This window comes from Halobacillus sp. ABH2_015 (genome assembly GCF_056158945.1).
The window spans coordinates 3713574-3731155 of sequence record NZ_JBSWUG010000002.1 but is presented as its reverse complement, the minus strand read 5'-3'; the positions used below and the strand labels follow the sequence as shown (position 1 = coordinate 3731155).

General features: G+C 45.8%; 26 protein-coding genes. All 26 read right to left on the bottom strand.

Translation table 11 applies throughout. From position 1 onward, the window contains the following. Positions 1–30: 30 nt before the first annotated feature. A complete protein-coding gene (gene rpmD / locus ACXAD6_RS19275; protein ID WP_027953405.1) occupies positions 31–213 on the bottom strand; it encodes a 50S ribosomal protein L30 in 183 nt (60 codons plus the stop codon). 13 nt (positions 214–226) lie between these two features. Then, complete coding sequence (gene rpsE, locus ACXAD6_RS19270; RefSeq protein WP_027953406.1) at positions 227–727, bottom strand: 30S ribosomal protein S5; 501 nt, start codon at positions 725–727, stop codon at positions 227–229. A gap of 20 nt (positions 728–747) precedes the next feature. Next, a complete protein-coding gene (gene rplR, locus ACXAD6_RS19265; RefSeq protein ID WP_206936248.1) occupies positions 748–1110 on the bottom strand; it encodes a 50S ribosomal protein L18 in 363 nt (120 codons plus the stop codon). Between the two features lie 35 nt (positions 1111–1145). Beyond that, positions 1146–1682, bottom strand: a complete 537-nt coding sequence (gene rplF, locus ACXAD6_RS19260) for a 50S ribosomal protein L6 (RefSeq protein WP_474970244.1) — start codon at positions 1680–1682, stop codon at positions 1146–1148. A gap of 30 nt (positions 1683–1712) precedes the next feature. Continuing rightward, positions 1713–2111, bottom strand: a complete 399-nt coding sequence (gene rpsH / locus ACXAD6_RS19255; protein ID WP_027953409.1) for a 30S ribosomal protein S8 — start codon at positions 2109–2111, stop codon at positions 1713–1715. 30 nt (positions 2112–2141) lie between these two features. Beyond that, positions 2142–2327 (bottom strand): type Z 30S ribosomal protein S14, encoded by a 186-nt coding sequence (locus ACXAD6_RS19250; RefSeq protein WP_027953410.1) that lies wholly within the window; start codon positions 2325–2327, stop codon positions 2142–2144. Positions 2328–2353: 26 nt separating this feature from the next. Beyond that, positions 2354–2893, bottom strand: a complete 540-nt coding sequence (gene rplE / locus ACXAD6_RS19245; protein ID WP_027953411.1) for a 50S ribosomal protein L5 — start codon at positions 2891–2893, stop codon at positions 2354–2356. Positions 2894–2919: 26 nt separating this feature from the next. Then, positions 2920–3231: a 50S ribosomal protein L24 gene (gene rplX, locus ACXAD6_RS19240; RefSeq protein ID WP_027953412.1), complete on the bottom strand. Its 312-nt coding sequence runs from the start codon at positions 3229–3231 to the stop codon at positions 2920–2922. Between the two features lie 40 nt (positions 3232–3271). Further along, positions 3272–3640 carry a 50S ribosomal protein L14 gene (gene rplN, locus ACXAD6_RS19235; protein WP_027953413.1) on the bottom strand — a complete coding sequence of 123 codons (369 nt, stop codon included), beginning with the start codon at positions 3638–3640 and terminating at the stop codon, positions 3272–3274. A 42-nt stretch (positions 3641–3682) separates the two neighbouring features. Beyond that, positions 3683–3946 carry a 30S ribosomal protein S17 gene (rpsQ, locus tag ACXAD6_RS19230; RefSeq protein ID WP_027953414.1) on the bottom strand — a complete coding sequence of 88 codons (264 nt, stop codon included), beginning with the start codon at positions 3944–3946 and terminating at the stop codon, positions 3683–3685. A 24-nt stretch (positions 3947–3970) separates the two neighbouring features. Then, positions 3971–4171 (bottom strand): 50S ribosomal protein L29, encoded by a 201-nt coding sequence (gene rpmC / locus ACXAD6_RS19225; RefSeq protein ID WP_027953415.1) that lies wholly within the window; start codon positions 4169–4171, stop codon positions 3971–3973. Beyond that, a complete protein-coding gene (gene rplP, locus ACXAD6_RS19220) occupies positions 4161–4595 on the bottom strand; it encodes a 50S ribosomal protein L16 (RefSeq protein WP_027953416.1) in 435 nt (144 codons plus the stop codon). The genes rpmC and rplP overlap by 11 nt, the downstream gene beginning before the upstream one ends. An 18-nt stretch (positions 4596–4613) precedes the next feature. Then, positions 4614–5255 (bottom strand): 30S ribosomal protein S3, encoded by a 642-nt coding sequence (gene rpsC / locus ACXAD6_RS19215; protein ID WP_027953417.1) that lies wholly within the window; start codon positions 5253–5255, stop codon positions 4614–4616. A 3-nt stretch (positions 5256–5258) separates the two neighbouring features. After that, on the bottom strand, positions 5259–5600 hold the full coding sequence (rplV, locus tag ACXAD6_RS19210) for a 50S ribosomal protein L22 (protein ID WP_027953418.1): 342 nt from the start codon (positions 5598–5600) through the stop codon (positions 5259–5261). A 20-nt stretch (positions 5601–5620) separates the two neighbouring features. Beyond that, a complete protein-coding gene (rpsS, locus tag ACXAD6_RS19205) occupies positions 5621–5899 on the bottom strand; it encodes a 30S ribosomal protein S19 (RefSeq protein ID WP_027953419.1) in 279 nt (92 codons plus the stop codon). A 57-nt stretch (positions 5900–5956) separates the two neighbouring features. Then, on the bottom strand, positions 5957–6790 hold the full coding sequence (gene rplB, locus ACXAD6_RS19200; RefSeq protein WP_474970243.1) for a 50S ribosomal protein L2: 834 nt from the start codon (positions 6788–6790) through the stop codon (positions 5957–5959). Between the two features lie 33 nt (positions 6791–6823). Next, positions 6824–7111 carry a 50S ribosomal protein L23 gene (rplW, locus tag ACXAD6_RS19195; RefSeq protein ID WP_474970242.1) on the bottom strand — a complete coding sequence of 96 codons (288 nt, stop codon included), beginning with the start codon at positions 7109–7111 and terminating at the stop codon, positions 6824–6826. Continuing rightward, on the bottom strand, positions 7111–7734 hold the full coding sequence (gene rplD / locus ACXAD6_RS19190) for a 50S ribosomal protein L4 (RefSeq protein ID WP_027953422.1): 624 nt from the start codon (positions 7732–7734) through the stop codon (positions 7111–7113). Before rplD ends, rplW begins: the two co-directional genes overlap by 1 nt. A gap of 21 nt (positions 7735–7755) precedes the next feature. Beyond that, positions 7756–8391, bottom strand: coding sequence for a 50S ribosomal protein L3 (rplC, locus tag ACXAD6_RS19185; protein WP_027953423.1), 636 nt, complete (start codon positions 8389–8391; stop codon positions 7756–7758). A gap of 31 nt (positions 8392–8422) precedes the next feature. Then, complete coding sequence (gene rpsJ, locus ACXAD6_RS19180) at positions 8423–8731, bottom strand: 30S ribosomal protein S10 (RefSeq protein WP_027953424.1); 309 nt, start codon at positions 8729–8731, stop codon at positions 8423–8425. Positions 8732–9102: 371 nt separating this feature from the next. After that, positions 9103–10293, bottom strand: coding sequence for an elongation factor Tu (gene tuf, locus ACXAD6_RS19175; RefSeq protein ID WP_474970241.1), 1191 nt, complete (start codon positions 10291–10293; stop codon positions 9103–9105). A gap of 121 nt (positions 10294–10414) precedes the next feature. Next, positions 10415–12493 carry an elongation factor G gene (gene fusA, locus ACXAD6_RS19170; protein ID WP_474970240.1) on the bottom strand — a complete coding sequence of 693 codons (2079 nt, stop codon included), beginning with the start codon at positions 12491–12493 and terminating at the stop codon, positions 10415–10417. Between the two features lie 42 nt (positions 12494–12535). Then, complete coding sequence (gene rpsG, locus ACXAD6_RS19165) at positions 12536–13006, bottom strand: 30S ribosomal protein S7 (protein ID WP_474970239.1); 471 nt, start codon at positions 13004–13006, stop codon at positions 12536–12538. A 58-nt stretch (positions 13007–13064) separates the two neighbouring features. Continuing rightward, positions 13065–13484, bottom strand: a complete 420-nt coding sequence (rpsL, locus tag ACXAD6_RS19160) for a 30S ribosomal protein S12 (protein ID WP_027953428.1) — start codon at positions 13482–13484, stop codon at positions 13065–13067. A gap of 92 nt (positions 13485–13576) precedes the next feature. Beyond that, entirely contained in the window at positions 13577–13828 is a 252-nt protein-coding gene (locus tag ACXAD6_RS19155) for a 50S ribosomal protein L7ae-like protein (protein ID WP_474970467.1), read from the bottom strand. Between the two features lie 141 nt (positions 13829–13969). Beyond that, complete coding sequence (gene rpoC, locus ACXAD6_RS19150; RefSeq protein ID WP_474970238.1) at positions 13970–17581, bottom strand: DNA-directed RNA polymerase subunit beta'; 3612 nt, start codon at positions 17579–17581, stop codon at positions 13970–13972. Between the last annotated feature and the right edge of the window lies 1 nt (position 17582).

Sequence of the window (17582 nt, the reverse complement as noted above, 5' to 3'; positions counted from 1 at the left end):
GCGTTGCACCTCCTTATTACTTTTCTTCTATTAAACTTCCTTAATCGTAACTAGGTGAGACACCTTATTAGCCATACCTCGGATCGCCGGGTTATCTTCAACTACGACAGTTTGTCGGATCTTGTTAAGACCAAGAGCCTTGACCGTAGCACGCTGATCTTGTGGTCTACCAATAACGCTGCGCGTGAGGGTAATTTCTAACTGATTAGCCATTTTATTTCCCTCCTTATCCTAGTTCTTGTACAGACTTACCGCGAAGTCTTGCAACGTCTTCTGCGCGCTTAAGCTCGCTAAGTCCAGTAAGTGTAGCACGTACCATGTTGATTGGCGTGTTAGAACCAAGAGACTTAGATAGAATGTCTTGAACACCTGCAAGCTCAAGTACCGCACGGACAGGTCCACCAGCAATAACTCCAGTACCTTCTGCTGCCGGCTTCATAAGAATGTTACCTGCACCAAAACGTCCGTTGATTTCGTGTGGAATCGTCGTGTTCTTCACTGGTACTGTGATTAGATTTTTCTTAGCATCATCAATGGCTTTTTTGATTGCTTCCGGTACCTCTTGGGCTTTCCCTGTACCGAAACCAACATGACCATTTTTATCTCCAACTACAACAAGCGCAGCAAAACGGAAACGGCGTCCACCTTTAACTACTTTCGCTACACGGTTGATAGTGACTACGCGTTCTTCAAGATCAAGTTTGTTAGGGTCGATGTTTAAATTCATTTGTGTCCCTCCTTTAACTATTAAAATTCAAGTCCGGTTTCGCGGGCTGCTTCAGCTAGTGCTTTGACACGGCCGTGATACAAGTAACCTCCGCGGTCGAATACAACAACTTTAAAGCCGTTATCGATTGCGCGTTGTGCTACCATTTCACCGACTTTCTTAGCAGCTTCCACGTTACCAGTCTGGTCAAGGTCAAAACCTTTATCTACAGTAGATGCACTTGCTACTGTTACCTGGCTCTCATCATTGATGAGTTGAGCATAGATGTGATTGTTAGAGCGGTATACGTTCAAGCGTGGGCGTTCAGCTGTGCCGACAACATTTTTACGAACGCGGGCGTGGCGCTTCTTACGTACGACATTTTTATCTGCCTTCGTGATCATCTTGGTCACTCCTTTCTATACGTTACCTTAGAACCTTATTTAGCTGTTTTACCTTCTTTACTGCGTACACGTTCGCCTTCGTAACGAATTCCTTTGCCTTTGTAAGGCTCTGGAGGACGGATAGCACGGATGTTAGCAGCAACAGCACCAACTAGTTCTTTGTCGATACCTTTAACAGTAACTTTTGTGTTGGAAGGAACTTCGATTTCGATTCCTTCGCGTTTTTCGATTTCTACAGGGTGGGAATAACCAGCGTTCACAACAACTGTTTCGCCCTGCTTCTGAGCACGGTAACCGACACCGATGATTTCAAGGTTCTTCTCGAAACCTTTAGATACACCTTCAACCATGTTGCCGATCAGGCTGCGTGTTGTACCGTGAAGAGCGCGGTGCTCTTTGTGATCGCTTGGACGCGATACAGATAGAACGTTATCTTCAACTGTAACAGTGATGTCCTCGTGGAACGTACGAGTCAGTTCCCCTTTTGGACCTTTCACTGTAATCGTTTGGTTGTCCTGAATGATTTCTACACCTTCAGGAATCTCAAGAGTTTTTAATCCTACGCGAGACATATTTTTGCACCTCCTGTCTTGTTCGTTTTATTACCAGACGTAAGCTAGAACTTCGCCGCCGATGGCTTGTTCACGAGCTTCTTTATCTGTTAGGACACCTTTTGATGTGGATACAACGGCAATACCAAGTCCGTTAAGAACTTTAGGAAGCTCTTCGGAGTTCGCATACACACGTAGACCTGGCTTACTGATACGTTTAACACCAGTGATTACGCGCTCGTTGTTCTGGCCGTACTTAAGGAAGATGCGAAGAACACCCTGCTTGTTGTCTTCTACAAATTCGTAGTCACGTACGAAACCTTCACGCTTAAGGATATCAGCGATTTCTTTTTTCACGTTGGAAGCTGGAAGTTCAAGCTTCTCGTGGCGAACCATATTCGCATTACGGATACGAGTCAGCATATCTGCAATTGGATCTGTCATTGTCATAACTCTTTTACCTCCTTCCCTGTTACGGGTTTACCAGCTGGCTTTTTTGACACCAGGGATTTGTCCTTTGTATGCAAGTTCACGGAAACAAATACGGCAAAGCTTAAACTTACGTAGTACGGAGTGCGGACGTCCGCAGCGTTCACAACGAGTGTATTCGCGTACTTCGTACTTCTGTTTACGCTGTTGCTTCGCGACCATTGATTTTTTAGCCACTATTTTCCCTCCTTAATGTCAGCTCATTATTTTTGGAACGGCATGCCGAATTGAGCTAATAGTTCACGCGCTTCTTCGTCAGAGTCAGCAGAAGTGACAATAACGATATCCATTCCACGCACTTTGTTTACTTTATCGTAATCGATCTCTGGGAAAATCAATTGCTCTTTAACACCAAGAGTGTAGTTTCCACGACCATCAAAAGCTTTCTTAGAAATACCACGGAAGTCACGCACACGTGGTAGTGATACGGCGATCAGCTTTTGTAGGAATTGGTACATACGCTCTCCGCGAAGGGTTACTTTCGCACCGATCGGCATACCCTCACGTAGACGGAAGCCTGCGATTGATTTCTTAGCTTTCGTAATCACTGGTTTCTGACCAGTAATCATTGTTAGTTCTTCAACAGCTGTATCAAGTGCTTTCGCGTTTTGAACAGCATCGCCTACACCCATGTTGACAACGATTTTCTCAACTTTTGGTGTCTGCATGATGGACTCATATTCAAATTTGCTCATCAGGGATGGAACAACTTCTTCTTTATATTGTTTCTTTAGTTCGTTCATCGTGTGGCCCTCCTTTCATCTATGGGTTATTTGTCCAGCGCTTCACCGGATTTTTTCGCGATACGAACTTTCTTATCGTCTTCGACTTTGTAACCAACACGGGTCGGTTCGCCAGTCTTAGGATCAATCGGCATTACGTTTGATACGTGGATCGCTGCTTCCTGAGTCAAGATTCCACCCTGTGGGTTTTCTTGAGACGGCTTCGCGTGTTTTTTCACTTCGTTCACGCCTTCAACAAGAACACGATCTTTCTTTGGATAAGCTTCAAGGATTGTACCTTGCTTGCCTTTATCCTTACCGCTAATGACCATTACTTTGTCACCTTTTTTTACGTGCATTCTACGCGCACCTCCTTAACAAGGCATTTCATTCAGGCTTTTATAATACTTCTGGAGCTAGAGATACAATCTTCATGAATTTAGCATCACGAAGTTCACGAGCTACCGGTCCGAAGATACGAGTACCGCGTGGTCCTTTGTCATCACGAACGATTACTGCTGCGTTTTCGTCGAAACGGATATAAGAACCATCTTTACGGCGCATACCGCTCTTAGAACGTACGATAACAGCTTTAACTACTTCACCTTTTTTAACAACGCCTCCTGGTGTTGCCTGTTTCACAGTAGCAGTGATGATATCACCAATGTTAGCTGTTTTACGGCCGGATCCACCCAAGACTTTGATCGTTTGGATTTCACGTGCACCAGAGTTGTCTGCAACTTTCAGACGAGATTCCTGTTGAATCATACCATGTAACCTCCCTTCGGATCATCTCCGAGCGAACTTTATTTAGATAATAACAGACTCTTCAACAACTTCTAGAAGACGGAAACGCTTGGATGCGGACAATGGACGAGTTTCCATAATGCGCACGATGTCGCCGTTTTTCGCCTGGTTGTTTTCGTCATGTGCTTTGAACTTTTTAGAATACTTTACGCGTTTGCCATAAAGCTTGTGGAACTTATAAGTTTCTACCATAACAGTGATTGTTTTGTCCATTTTGTCAGAAACAACACGGCCGGTATAAACCTTACGATTATTACGTTCAGTCATGTGAGGGTGACCTCCTCTCATCTATTAGTTATTTACGCCTAGCTCACGTTCACGAGCAACAGTCTTCATACGGGCGATGGACTTGCGAACTTGACGGATACGTGCAGTGTTCTCAAGTTGACCTGTTGCCAATTGGAAGCGTAGGTTGAAAAGTTCCTCTTTAAGAGATTTAACTTTTTGTTCAATTTCGGCAGTGGTTAATTCACGGATCTCATTAGCCTTCATTGATTTCACCACCAATTTCTTCACGTTTTACGAATTTCGTGCGGATCGGAAGTTTGTGGGAAGCAAGACGAAGTGCTTCGCGGGCTACCTCTTCAGAAACTCCTGCGATCTCAAACATAATTTTCCCTGGTTTCACAACTGCTACGAAACCTTCTGGAGCACCTTTACCGGAACCCATACGTACTTCTAGGGGCTTAGCAGTATAAGGCTTATCAGGGAAGATTTTGATCCAAACTTTACCGCCACGCTTCATGTAACGAGTCATCGCGATACGCGCTGCCTCGATCTGACGGGCTGTGATCCAAGCTGGATCGATAGCTTGCAAACCATATTCACCGAATGCAACTTCAGTACCGCCTTTTGCACGGCCTTTCAAGCTTGTACGGTGTTGACGACGATATTTAACACGTTTAGGCATTAACATAATGCTGTTCCCCCTTCCTTATTTATCAGTTTTAGTTGGAAGGATTTCACCACGATAGATCCACACTTTAACACCAAGCTTACCGTAAGTGGTGTCTGCTTCAGCAGTACCGTAATCGATGTCTGCACGAAGTGTATGAAGTGGTACAGTTCCTTCACTGTAGTATTCAGCACGAGCGATATCTGCGCCACCTAGACGACCAGATACCTGGGTACGGATACCTTTAGCTCCTGCACGCATTGCGCGTTGTAGAGTTTGTTTCTGAGCACGACGGAAAGATACACGGTTTTCCAATTGACGTGCAATATTGTCAGCTACAAGTGTAGCGTCAAGATCTGGCTTTTTCACTTCAACGATGTTGATGTGAACTCGTTTACCAGTGAGTTGGTTAAGAGCTTTACGAAGTGCTTCGACTTCAGAACCGCCTTTACCGATAACCATTCCTGGCTTAGCTGTGTGCACAGTAATGTTTACACGGTTTGCTGCACGTTCGATTTCGACCGTGGAAAGAGCAGCATCTTTAAGACGAGTTTCAACATATTCACGAATCTTAATGTCTTCATGTAACAAGTCTGCGTAGTCTTTACCAGCGTACCACTTGGACTCCCAGTCACGGATAACGCCGATACGAAGACCTACCGGATTAATTTTTTGACCCACTGATTATCCCTCCTTTTTTTCTGATACGACCACAGTGATGTGGCTTGTGCGTTTGTTGATCTGGCTTGCGCGGCCCATTGCACGAGGACGGAAACGTTTAAGTGTTACGCCTTCGTTTACAAACGCTTCGGAAACATATAGGTTTTCCGGATCCATTTCATAATTGTGTTCAGCGTTGGCGATCGCAGAGTTAAGAAGTTTCTCAACTACTGGAGATGCGCCGCGGTTTTTCAGGCGAAGTGTAGCTAGAGCTTCACCCACATTTTTTCCTCGAATTAAATCAATTACAAGACGAGCTTTACGAGGAGCGATACGAACGGTTTTAGCAACTGCTTTAGCTTGCATTAGAGTGCCTCCTCTCTATATTAGCGTTTTGTTTTCTTGTCATCGCCAGAGTGTCCCTTGAACGTACGGGTTGGCGCGAATTCACCTAGTTTATGACCTACCATGTCTTCTGTAACATAGACAGGTACGTGTTTGCGACCATCATAAACAGCAATGGTGTGTCCTACGAAGTTAGGGAAGATAGTTGAACGACGAGACCAAGTCTTCACGACCTGCTGTTTGCTATCTTCATTAAGCTTCTCGATTTTCTTCATCAAATGATCATCTACAAAAGGTCCTTTTTTCAGGCTGCGGCCCATGAATAAACCTCCCTTCGCGATTGAGAGACGGGTCCTACTGCCCGCCCGACAATCCCGTTATTTTTTACCGCGTCTACGTACGATATATTTATCAGACGGCTTGTTGCGTTTTCTTGTCTTGTATCCAAGAGTTGGTTTACCCCATGGAGATACAGGAGATGGCATACCGATTGGTGCGCGTCCTTCACCACCACCGTGTGGGTGATCACTAGGGTTCATTACGGAACCACGTACAGTAGGGCGCTTGCCTTTCCAACGAGAACGTCCAGCTTTACCAACACTGATAAGTTCGTGCTCAAGGTTACCAACTTGACCGATTGTTGCACGGCAGGTAGATAGTACCAGGCGGACCTCACCAGAAGTCAGGCGTACTAGAGTGTATTTGTTTTCACGGCCAAGGATTTGTGCAGAAGCACCAGCAGAACGAACAAGCTGTCCGCCGCGTCCCGGCTTAAGTTCTACGTTGTGTACGATTGTACCAACTGGAATATCTTTAAGTGCAAGAGCGTTACCAGGTTTGATATCCGCACCTTCACCTGAAATGATTTCTGTGCCAACCTTAACACCTTTAGGAGCAAGGATGTAGCGTTTTTCACCATCAACATAGTTGATTAGTGCAATGTTAGCGGAGCGGTTCGGATCATATTCAACTGTAGCAACGCGTCCAGGTATTCCATCTTTGTCGCGTTTGAAGTCGATCATACGATACTGACGCTTGTGGCCTCCGCCCTGATGACGAACTGTCAGCCTACCCTGGTTGTTACGTCCACCTTTTTTGTGAAGTGGAGCGATAAGGGAGCGTTCAGGTTTGTCAGTCGTAATTTCAGCGAAATCAGAAACTGACATGTGTCGACGACCGTTAGTAATCGGTCTGAACTTTTTAATCGCCATCTTTATTTCCCTCCTTCATTATCAATTAGTCAATTATACTTCAAAGAATTCTAGTTCTTCACTGTCCTGAGTCAACTTAATAACTGCTTTCTTACGATCAGAACGATAGCCGCCGTAACGACCCATACGCTTGAATTTACCTTTAAGGTTCATTGTGTTGACAGATTCAACCTGAACGCCAAAGATTTCTTCAACTGCATTTTTAATTTCAGTTTTGTTAGCTTTCGGGCTAACTTCAAACGTATATTTCTTTTCTCCCATAAGATCAGCAGAATGTTCTGTAATGACAGGGCGCTTAATAATATCGCGTGGTTCTTTCATTATGAGAGCACCTCCCCTGCTTTTTCAGCTGCTTCCTTAGTAAGGATCAGCTTGTCATGCGTCAGCAAGTCTAACACACTTACCTGCTCTACAGGGAGAGCATTTACTGTAGGGATGTTATTAGAAGATAGAGCTACGTTCTTATCTTCTCCTGCTGTAACGATCAAAGCCTTCTCGTTTACGTCTAGTGCGCTAAGCATATTTACAACTTCTTTAGTTTTTGGAGCGTCTAGAGACAAGCTCTCAAGAACGATTGCGTTACCTTCCTGTACTTTAGAAGAGTAAGCGGACTGAAGTGCAAGACGACGAACTTTTTTCGGCATCGTGTAGCTGTAGCTGCGTGGTGTAGGACCGAATACAGTTCCACCGCCAACCCATTGTGGTGAACGGATAGACCCTTGACGTGCACGGCCTGTACCTTTTTGACGCCATGGTTTACGGCCACCGCCGGATACTTCAGAACGTCCTTTTACTTTGTGTGTGCCTTGGCGAAGATTCGCGCGCTGCATCAACACTGTTTCGTGTAATACGTGAGTATTAGGTTCAATCCCAAATACGGCTTCATTCAGTTCGATTTCACCAACATTAGAACCGCTTTGGTTTAATAGTGCTACTTTAGGCATGACATATCCTCCCTTCGTTGATTATTTGCTAGCCTTATTTGCACTTGTAATCTTAACGTAAGATTTTTTCGCGCCTGGTACATTACCTTTGACTAGAAGCAGGTTACGCTCAGCGTCTACTTTAACTACTTCAAGGTTTTGAAGAGTTACCTGCTCGCCACCCATTTGTCCTGCAAGACCTTTGCCTTTGAAGACTTTAGATGGGTCTGCACCTTGTCCCATAGAACCGGAACGGCGGTGGAAACGGGAACCGTGTGTTTTAGGTCCAGTGGATTGGTTGTGGCGCTTGATTGCACCTTGGAAACCTTTCCCTTTAGAAGTACCTGTCACATCGATTGCGTCACCAGTTTCAAACATATCTACCTTAACCTCTTGACCTAGTTCAAAGTCATCAAGGTTCGCATTACGGAATTCACGAACGTAGCGCTTAGGTGTTGTGTTTGCTTTGTCAGCGTGCCCTTGAGCAGCTTTCTTCAAACGGTTGGACTTTTCATCAGCAAATCCAAGCTGGATCGCTTCATAACCATCATTTTCTGTAGTTTTCTTTTGAAGAACTACGTTCGGCTCAGCCTGAATAACAGTTACAGGGATCAATTCACCGTTGTCTGAGAAAATCTGTGTCATGCCGACCTTGCGTCCTAAGATTCCTTTCGTCATCCGTTACACCTCCTATTATCTTAACGATATATTATAGTTTAATTTCGATATCCACACCAGATGGTAGATCCAAACGCATTAGTGAATCAACGGTCTGTGGTGTTGGATTAACAATGTCAATCAGACGTTTGTGCGTGCGCATTTCGAACTGCTCACGAGAGTCTTTATACTTGTGAGTCGCACGAAGTACTGTATATACAGAACGCTCAGTTGGAAGCGGGATCGGACCAGATACTTCCGCGCCGGAACGCTTAGCTGTATCAACGATCTTCTCTGCTGACTGATCAAGCACTCTGTGATCATACGCTTTTAAACGAATACGAATTTTTTCTTTTGCCATGATATTCCCTCCTTCTTCGCCCATTTTTAAAATAGACATTCTCCGCGAAAAAACTTGAACACCAGCCATGGCAAAGGGGCCGGGTGTGTCAACAACCTTTCGCTTCATCGCCTTTTATGACCAACATTACTCATTATATAGAATAATTCGGGTCAATGCAAGGAAAATCCATAAATAATTTATCTACGGACACTTTTACTATTATACTGATGTTTGCGGCACATTTCAACCATCTCTTCTATATATAATCCGATCGATGCACCACGAAAATTCCATAATACATTAAAACAAATTCAGCCGGTTCTTTCAAGTGATAACATAAAAAAAGCAGCAGCCGGATGGCTGCTGCTTCCTATAAAATAAGAGAAATCTTATTTAGTGATTGTAGATACAACGCCTGAACCTACAGTACGTCCACCTTCACGGATGGAGAAACGAGTTCCGTCCTCGATCGCGATTGGAGCGATAAGTTCAACTGTCATTTCAACGTTGTCCCCAGGCATAACCATTTCTACGCCTTCAGGAAGTTGAATAACACCAGTTACGTCCGTTGTACGGAAGTAGAACTGTGGGCGGTAGTTAGAGAAGAATGGAGTGTGACGTCCACCTTCGTCTTTAGCTAGTACATAAACTTCAGCTTTGAAGTTTGTGTGTGGTGTGATGGAACCAGGCTTAGCTAGTACCTGACCACGGTTGATGTCTTCACGCTTAACACCACGTAGAAGAGCACCAATGTTATCGCCAGCTTCTGCATAGTCAAGAAGCTTACGGAACATTTCAACACCAGTTACGGCAGTCTTGAAGGACTCTTCAGCCATACCGATGATTTCAACTTCGTCACCGACTTTAACTTGACCACGCTCAACACGGCCAGTTGCAACTGTACCACGGCCAGTGATGGAGAATACGTCCTCAACAGGCATCATGAATGGCTTGTCAGTGTCACGGTCTGGAGTTGGGATGTGCTCGTCAACAGCGTCCATAAGGTCATAGATCGCCTGCTCGTATTTCTCTTCACCTTCAAGAGCTTTAAGAGCAGAACCGCTGATTACTGGTACATCGTCACCAGGGAAGTCATATTCAGATAGAAGATCACGAACTTCCATTTCAACTAGCTCAAGAAGCTCTTCGTCGTCTACCATGTCAACTTTGTTCAAGAATACAACGATAGCTGGTACACCTACGTTTTTAGAAAGTAGGATGTGCTCACGAGTTTGTGGCATTGGACCGTCAGCTGCAGATACAACCAAGATCGCGCCGTCCATTTGAGCAGCACCAGTGATCATGTTCTTAACGTAGTCAGCGTGACCTGGGCAGTCAACGTGTGCATAGTGACGAGTTTCAGTTTCGTACTCAACGTGTGCAGTGGAGATAGTGATTCCACGCTCACGCTCTTCAGGAGCACCGTCGATCATGTCGTAGGCCATAGCTTCACCAGAACCAGATTTCTTATGAAGTACAGTAGTGATCGCTGCAGTTAGAGTAGTTTTACCGTGGTCAACGTGTCCAATAGTACCAATGTTAACGTGGGACTTGGACCGGTCAAATTTTTCTTTACCCATTGTATATTTCCTCCTTTAGATAAGTAACAATTATTAGTTTAAGATTTATATGCAGCCAAGGAGTGACAAGCACTCCTAAGCTTACATTACAAGTTATACTGTAACTTGTTTAAAAAATCAATTATTGTCCGGAATTTTTCTTGATGATTTCCTCAGAGATGCTCTTCGGAACTTCTTCGTAGTGGTCGAAGTGCATGGTGTAAGTTCCGCGGCCCTGAGTGTTGGAGCGCAACGCTGTTGCGTAACCGAACATTTCAGATAGTGGAACGAATGCTTTAACCACTTGTGCATTACCACGAGTTTCCATACCTTCAACACGTCCACGACGGGAAGTTACGTCACCCATGATATCGCCCATGTATTCCTCAGGAATAACAACTTCTACTTTCATCATTGGTTCAAGTAGAACAGGCTTACACTTGTTTTTAGCCTCTTTAAGTGCCATGGAAGCAGCAACTTTAAAGGCCATTTCGTTGGAGTCGACATCGTGGTAGGAACCATCATAAAGAGTTGCTTTGATGTCTACCATTGGGTAGCCGGCCAATACACCATTCTCCAAGGATTCTTTAATCCCTTGTTCTACAGATGGAATGTATTCACGCGGTACAACACCACCAACAATCTTGTTGACGAATTCGAAACCAGCGCCTTCTTCGTTTGGTTCGAACTCAACCCATACGTGACCGAATTGTCCACGACCACCGGATTGACGTACGAACTTACCTTCCACTTGTGCACTAGCGCGGAATGTTTCGCGGTAGGCAACCTGTGGAGCGCCAATGTTCGCTTCAACTTTGAACTCACGTTTCAGGCGGTCAACGATGATGTCAAGGTGAAGCTCACCCATACCAGCGATGATCGTTTGTCCTGTTTCAACGTTTGTTTCCGTTTGGAACGTTGGATCTTCTTCAGCAAGCTTACCAAGGGCAATGGCCATTTTATCTTGGTCAGCTTTGGATTTAGGCTCGATAGCTACAGAGATTACCGGTTCAGGGAACTCCATAGATTCAAGGATAACAAGGCTCTTCTCATCACATAGAGTGTCACCTGTACCCGTGTCTTTAAGACCTACCGCACCAGCGATATCACCAGCGTATACTGTGGAAATCTCTTCACGGGAGTTTGCGTGCATCTGCAGGATACGACCTACACGCTCACGCTTATCCTTCGTGGAGTTTTTCACGTAAGAACCAGCGGAAAGTGTTCCGGAATATACGCGGAAGAATGTCAGTTTACCTACATAAGGGTCTGTGGCAACTTTGAAAGCCAGACCAGAGAATGGCTCGTTGTCATCAGCCTTACGGACAACATGCTCTTCAGTTTGTGGTACGTGACCTTCAATTGGAGGTACATCCAATGGAGATGGTAGATAATCAATAACACCATCAATTAGAAGTTGTACACCTTTGTTCTTGAAGGCAGACCCACAGAAGACTGGGTAGAAGTCTACAGTTAGAGTAGCTGTACGGATAGCCGTCTTCAGCTGCTCGTTCGTGATTTCTTCCCCTTCCAGATACTGCATCATCAAGTCTTCATCAAGTTCAGCAACAGCTTCTACAAGCTTGCCGCGGTACTCTTCAGCCTGATCTTTGTAGTCATCCGGAATGGCACGTGCTTCTGCACGAGTCCCAAGGTTATCCATGTAGTAGTAGGCTTCCATCGTTACAAGGTCGATGATTCCTTCGAATTCATCTTCTGCACCGATAGGAAGTTGAACAGCTGCGGCATTTGCACCAAGGCGGTCTTTCAATGTGCCAAGGGAGTAAATGAAGTCAGCCCCTACTTTGTCCATTTTGTTAACGAACACGATACGTGGAACACCGTACGTGGTAGCCTGGCGCCAAACAGTTTCTGTTTGAGGCTCAACACCGGATTGGGCGTCAAGAACAGCTACAGATCCATCAAGTACACGCAGGGAACGCTCAACTTCAACAGTGAAGTCTACGTGTCCAGGAGTGTCGATGATGTTAATACGGTGGTCTCTCCACTGAGCAGTCGTAGCGGCGGAAGTAATTGTGATTCCGCGCTCCTGTTCCTGCTCCATCCAGTCCATTTGGGAAGCTCCTTCGTGAGTTTCACCAATTTTGTGGATACGTCCTGTGTAGAAAAGAATACGCTCAGTCGCCGTTGTTTTACCAGCGTCGATGTGAGCCATGATCCCGATATTCCGAGTCTTTTCCAAGGAGAACTCTCTAGCCATGAATCTTTCTCCTTCCTGTTTGAACAGTTATTTTTTTGGTGATTACCAACGGTAGTGAGCGAATGCTTTGTTCGCTTCTGCCATTTTGTGCATTTCTTCGCGGCGTTTAACGGAAGCACCAGTGTTGTTCGATGCATCAAGAATTTCGTTAGCAAGGCGCTCTTCCATCGTTTTCTCTCCGCGTAGACGCGCATAGTTTACGATGAAACGAAGACCTAGAGCCTGACGACGTTCCGGACGAACCTCAACTGGTACCTGGTAGTTGGAACCACCCACACGGCGTGCGCGAACCTCCAATACAGGCATAACATTCTTCATTGCTTCGTCGAATGCTTCCATTGCTTCGTTTCCGCTGCGCTCCTGAACAAGTTCAAAAGCTTTATAAAGAATCTTTTGAGCTTTTCCGCGCTGACCGTTCACCATGATTTGGTTGATCAAACGAGTAACAAGCTTAGAGTTATACATTGGATCTGGCAACACATCACGTTTTGCTACTGGACCTTTACGTGGCATATGTTCCCCTCCCTTCTCACAATTGTTTTAGTTTATTTAAGCGATATATTCATATCGTTTATTTTTTAGCTTTTGGCTTTTTGGTACCGTACTTGGAGCGACCTTGCATACGGCCGTCAACACTTGAAGTATCAAGCGCACCACGTACGATGTGGTAACGTACACCTGGCAAGTCTTTAACTTTACCGCCACGGATAAGAACAACACTGTGTTCTTGAAGGTTGTGGCCGATACCAGGGATATAAGCGTTAACCTCAAGCTGGTTAGTCAAACGAACACGTGCATATTTACGAAGTGCAGAGTTCGGTTTCTTCGGTGTCATTGTACCAACACGTGTGCAGACACCACGTTTTTGTGGAGCAGCAAGATCTGTCATACGCTTTTTCATGCTGTTATAGCCTTTGTTCAAAGCTGGAGAGTTCGTCTGCTTTGTCTTGCTCACGCGACCTTTACGTACCAATTGGTTAATAGTTGGCATGGTTGTATCCTCCCTTCATTTTTTAATACCACACATCCAGGTGGTTCATAAAAAGGCAAAAAACAAAGCTTTCGCGTTGAAACGCCAAAACTTTATTGCTTTATCGCCACTGTAGCCGCACCAACGTCAATACCGCATGCATTCCCGAGCTCTTCCATGGAAGGAACCCGTGTATGGGGAATGTTCAGTTGCCGGGCCAGTTCAGCTACTTTAAATGTCATGGACTGATCGGCATCGTCAGCCGTTATGACTTCGTTCACTTCACCATTTTTCATGGCTTTCAGTGTCTGCTTTGTTCCGATAATGATATCGAAACCTGCCTGTGCTACTTTTTCATAAGACATCTTCATATCCTCCAAAGTAACAAGGATAAATGGAAGCACCTTGATAATATTATCACTCACCCAAATGCATGTCAACTGCATTCGGGTGAGATTTTTGGTGCTTCCTTATTTTTTACCCTTTGTTAACATCTACTTCTCTTTTTATGGCTGCGTAACCTCTTCAGGTGTTACCGAAGTTTCGGTCTGCGCACCCTCGGCTTGAGCCTGTATCTTGCGGTAGCGGGTCATGCCCGTACCTGCAGGAACAAGTTTACCGATAATGACGTTCTCTTTCAAGCCAAGCAGCTCGTCGCGCTTGCCTTTAATAGCTGCATCAGTCAGGACACGAGTCGTTTCCTGGAAGGACGCGGCGGACAGGAAGCTGTCTGTTTCAAGAGACGCTTTCGTAATACCCAGGATGACTGGACGGCCGACTGCCGGCTGACCACCTTCCATGAGCACTTTTTGGTTCGCTTCTTTGAATTGGTGAATTTCAAGAAGGGATCCAGGTAGAACATCTGTGTCACCAGAGTCAAGAACACGGACTTTGCGGAGCATTTGACGGACCATAACTTCTACGTGCTTATCAGAAATTTCTACACCCTGCATACGGTATACTTTCTGAACTTCTTTAAGAAGATATTCCTGAACTCCGTCGAGACCTTTGATGGTTAACAGTTCCTTCGGATCGATGGAACCTTCCGTCAACGCATCACCGGACTTCACTTCGTCACCGACACTTACTTTCATACGGGCACCGTATGGAGCAGTATAGGAGCGGGACTCAACCGCGCCCTGGACGACGATCTCCTGTTTCTCTTTCACTTCATTCACTTCGTGGACAGTACCATCGATTTCAGTGATGACAGCCTGACCTTTCGGATTACGAGCTTCCACGATCTCCTGGATACGAGGAAGACCCTGTGTGATATCGTCTCCGGCTACCCCGCCTGTGTGGAAGGTACGCATAGTAAGCTGTGTACCAGGCTCACCGATGGACTGCGCTGCGATGATTCCGACAGCTTCTCCAACTTCAACCTCATCACCAGTGGCAAGGTTGCGGCCATAACATTTCTTACATACGCCGTGCTTCGTATTACAAGTGAAGGCAGTTCGGATGACAACTTCCTTAATACCGGAATCTTCAATCTGTTTCGCAGTATCTTCGGAAATAACTTCATTTCTTTCTGCAAGAACACGACCTGTTTCAGGGTGTTCAATTTTCTGGAACGCTGTACGACCAATGAGACGGTCGATCAGCGGCTCAATGATTTCAGAGCCTTCCTGAAGGGCGGCAACAGTCAAGCCGCGGTCCGTTCCACAATCATCTTCACGGACGATGACATCCTGCGCAACGTCTACAAGACGACGAGTCAGATAACCTGAGTCGGCTGTCTTAAGGGCTGTATCAGCAAGACCTTTACGTGCACCGTGTGTGGAGATGAAGTATTCAAGTACAGTCAGACCTTCACGGAAACTGGACTTGATTGGTAGTTCAATGATACGTCCAGCCGGGTTGGCCATCAGACCACGCATACCAGCGAGCTGCGTAAAGTTAGAGGCGTTACCACGGGCTCCGGAATCACTCATCATGAAGATCGGGTTACGCGGATCAAGGGATTTCATCAGACGGTTCTGAATATCATCCTTGGCTGCTCCCCAGATTTCAATGACGCGGTCATAACGTTCTTCTTCGGTAATTAAACCGCGGCGGAACTGTTTCATGACCTTATCGACTTTCTTCTGACCTTCATCAAGAATTTCCTGTTTCTCTGGAAGTACGACAACGTCGGATACACCGACTGTAATACCGGCCTTCGTAGAGTAAGCAAAACCAAGATCCTTCATACGGTCAAGCATCTTGGACGTTTCACTGATGGAGAAGCGTTTGAACACTTCTGCAATGATGTCTCCAAGAATTCCTTTTTTGAATGGAGCGACTTCGTCGCGCTTCGCAATTTCCGCACGGATATCTGTTCCATTTTCAATAAAGTAATGATCCGGAGTCTTGATCTCCAGGTTTTCTTTTGTTGGTTCATTGATATAAGGGAAAGAACTAGGCAGCATTTCGTTGAAGATCAACTTACCGACCGTAGTCAGAAGAAGCTGCTGGTTCTGTTTTTCTGTGAATGTTTCGTTATTCAAGGAACTCGCCTGAACAGCTACACGTGTGTGCAGGTGGGCATAACCATTCTGGTAAGCCATCAGCGCTTCGTTCAAGTCCTTGAAGAACATACCTTCTCCTATTGCGTTGGTACGCTCAAGAGTGAGGTAGTAGTTACCAAGTACCATATCCTGTGACGGCGTAACAACTGGTTTTCCGTCTTTCGGGTTCAGGATGTTCTGAGCCGCAAGCATCAGAATACGCGCTTCAGCCTGAGCTTCTGAGGATAACGGTACGTGTACAGCCATCTGGTCACCGTCAAAGTCGGCGTTATAAGCCGTACATACGAGCGGGTGCAGACGAATGGCGCGTCCTTCTACAAGCGTCGGTTCGAACGCTTGGATACCAAGACGGTGAAGCGTTGGTGCACGGTTAAGAAGAACCGGGTGCTCTTTAATGACATCCTCAAGAACATCCCATACTTCATGGTGAACGCGTTCAATCTTACGTTTAGCTGACTTGATGTTGTGTGCAAGTCCGCGGGAAACCAATTCCTTCATAACGAAAGGCTTGAACAACTCCAGAGCCATTTCTTTCGGAAGACCACATTGGTACATCTTTAACGATGGTCCTACAACGATTACGGAACGTCCGGAATAGTCAACACGCTTACCAAGAAGGTTTTGACGGAAACGTCCCTGCTTCCCTTTCAACATGTGGGAAAGAGATTTAAGTGGACGGTTACCAGGACCTGTAACCGGTCGGCCGCGTCGGCCGTTATCGATCAGGGCGTCAACAGCTTCCTGAAGCATACGCTTCTCGTTCTGAACGATAATCGTAGGGGCTCCAAGATCCAATAGACGCTTCAGACGGTTATTACGGTTGATGACACGACGATAAAGGTCGTTCAAATCAGATGTGGCGAAACGTCCACCATCCAGCTGCACCATTGGGCGCAGTTCCGGAGGGATGACAGGAAGAACATCCAGGATCATCCACGAAGGATCGTTACCAGAGTGACGGAAGGACTCCAACACTTCCAGGCGCTTGATCGCACGTGTGCGTCGCTGACCCTGGGCAGTTTTCAATTCTTCCTTCAGTGTGTCTACTTCTCCATCCAAGTCGATGTCGAATAGAAGTTTACGGATGGCTTCCGCTCCCATAGCAGCCTGAAAGCCTTGTCCGAATTTCTCACGGTATGAACGGTACTCTTTTTCAGAAAGCAGCTGCTTCTTCTCAAGAGCTGTCTCGCCTGGATCGGTCACGATGTAAGCGGCGAAGTAAATAACCTCTTCAAGCGCTCTTGGCGACATATCCAATACAAGACCCATACGACTCGGGATACCTTTGAAGTACCAGATGTGAGAGACAGGGGCAGCTAGTTCAAGGTGCCCCATACGCTCACGGCGTACTTTCGCTTTTGTTACTTCAACGCCACAGCGGTCACAAACGACGCCCTTGTAACGGACGCGTTTGTATTTTCCACAGTGACATTCCCAGTCTTTTTGAGGCCCGAAGATACGCTCACAGAAAAGACCGTCTTTCTCTGGTTTCAACGTACGATAGTTGATGGTTTCCGGCTTTTTAACTTCACCATAGGACCAAGAACGAATCTTATCCGGTGAAGCGAGGCCGATTTTCATATACTCAAAGTTGTTAACATCTAGCAAG